General features: G+C 71.1%; 2 protein-coding genes and 1 pseudogene. 2 read left to right on the top strand and 1 reads right to left on the bottom strand.

Annotated features, from left to right (window positions below; genetic code table 11):
* Nucleotides 1–288, bottom strand: a pseudogene (locus ACLN58_RS21565) (hypothetical protein); the annotation flags it as partial.
* Nucleotides 289–363: 75 nt separating this feature from the next.
* On the opposite strand from ACLN58_RS21565, the gene ACLN58_RS21560 reads away from it, so the two are divergent.
* Both ACLN58_RS21560 and ACLN58_RS21555 read left to right on the top strand, forming a co-directional pair.
* Nucleotides 364–1,065: a TetR/AcrR family transcriptional regulator gene (locus ACLN58_RS21560; protein WP_415857259.1), complete on the top strand. Its 702-nt coding sequence runs from the start codon at nucleotides 364–366 to the stop codon at nucleotides 1,063–1,065.
* A 37-nt stretch (nucleotides 1,066–1,102) separates the two neighbouring features.
* On the top strand, nucleotides 1,103–2,044 hold a 942-nt coding region (locus tag ACLN58_RS21555), incomplete at its 3' end, for a serine/threonine-protein kinase (RefSeq protein WP_415857258.1).

Here is a 2,044-nt window from a genome sequence, read left to right as displayed (position 1 = left end):
CGAGCGCGGGCGGGAGAATCCACTCGCGAGGCGGATGGCGTACGGCTTCCCGGTGGCGAGGTGCCACACCCCGCGGTCGACGCCGGCAGCGTCCACCCGCACGAGGACCTCGCCGCGGCCCGGTGCCGGGACCGCTACCTCGCCGAGCGTGAGCGACGAGACGAAGCTGTCGGCGTAGCGCTCTTGGACGATCGCGGTCATGCGCTCCGGGACCGACGGAACGCCCTCGCGTGCCGCCGAGAGTGCAGTTTGGGTGATGGGGGTCTGGGTGCTGGCTTCGCGTGACATGGCTGCCTCCGATTGCGAACCTTACGATGTAAGAAACGGTAGCCTTACGGTGTAAGCGAGTCAAGGGGGGAACGCATGTCCGGAAGCACGAAGCGCGGCACAAACCTGAGCCGGGGCGCGATCATCGCTCGGGCCGTCTCGCTGGCCGACGCGGAGGGGATCGATCGCCTCAGCATGCGCCGACTCGGCGAGACGCTCGGCGTCGAGGCCATGTCCCTCTACCACCACGTGCCAAACAAGACCGCGCTCCTCGACGAGATGGTCGATTCCGTCTTCGCGGAGATCTCGCTGCCATCCGGAGACTGGCGTTCCGGCCTCGGCGCACGGGCGCGCTCCCAGCGCGCCGCGCTGCACCGCCACCCCTGGGCGTTGCCACTCCTCGAATCACGGTCGACGCCGGGGCTCGCCAATCTGCGCCACCACGACACCGTGTTGGGCTACCTCCGCGGCGCGGGCTTCGGCGTGCGCGACGCGGGGCACGCCTACGCGCTCCTCGACGCGTTCGTGTTCGGGTTCGTGGTCCAGGAGCAGGCGCTCCCGTTCGACGCCGAATCGGCCGCCGGGATGGCGGCGTCCATGCTCGAGGGTCAGGCGGGGACGAACCAGTTGGGTCAGGGCTTCCCACACCTCGAAGAGTTCATGCGGGAGGTCGTCATGCCGGGCGGCTACGACTTCGCCGACGAGTTCGAGGTGGGGCTCGGCCTCGTGCTCGCATCCGTCGCGTCACTCCGCCCGCCAGAGGAACTCGCTGCACCGAGCGAGCCCCGGCTCGACTAGGCTTGGGCGGGAACGAAGTCCGGGCGAAAGGCAGAACGTGGCCGAGAGCGACGCCGGGCTCAAGTCTTCCCTCGTGGGCGGGCGGTACCGGCTCCTGGAGGTCGCGGGCAGCGGAGCGATGGCGACGGTACACCGCGCACGGGACGAGGTCTTGGGCCGCACAGTGGCCGTGAAGACCTTCCGCACCCACACCCCGGACCCACAGCACGAGCTGCGGCGCCGCGGCGAGATGGAAGTCCTCGCCCGCCTCAGCCACCCGAGCCTCGTCCATCTCTTCGATGCGGGAACCGAGACGAGCAGCGACGGCACGCCGAACGTCACGTACCTGGTCATGGAGTTCGTGGACGGCACCGACCTGCGGGGTCGGCTCGCGTCCGGCCCCCTCCCCTCCGACGAGGTCCGCCTCCTGGGCATCGATCTCACCGCCGGGCTGGCCTACCTCCACGGGCTCAGCGTGGTCCACCGCGACATCAAGCCCGCCAACATCCTCATGCCCCATGCGCTGCGCGCCACCCGGCGCCCCGCGAAGCTCACGGACTTCGGCATCGCGCGGCTCGCCGACGCCGCGCGCCTCACGGCCACGAACACGACGATCGGCACCGCGAGCTACCTGAGCCCCGAACAGGCCCGCGGCGAGGCCGTGGGCGCCGCCTCGGACGTGTACTCGCTCGGGCTCGTGCTCCTCGAATGCCTCACGGGCGTGGTCGAGTTCCCGGGCGGGGCCGTCGAATCCGCCGTCGCACGTCTCCACCGCGACCCGCGGCTCCCGGCCGACCTCGGCGAGCCGTGGACCACGCTGCTCCCGCACATGCTCGCGCGGAATCCCACCGATCGGCCCACAGCGGCCGAGGTCGAGAGCTTCCTGCGGCTCGACCGCGAGCTCGGGCCGGGCTCGGCGGCCGGGGCCACCGAGGTGCTCAGCACAACGTCGAACGCACACGCCACTCGCGCCCTGCGCCCCGAGGAGGCTTCCGCGGGG

The sequence above is a fragment of the Sinomonas sp. G460-2 genome, from assembly GCF_047759905.1.
Lineage (GTDB): Bacteria > Actinomycetota > Actinomycetes > Actinomycetales > Micrococcaceae > Sinomonas.
This window is presented reverse-complemented; position numbering and strand designations above follow the sequence as displayed.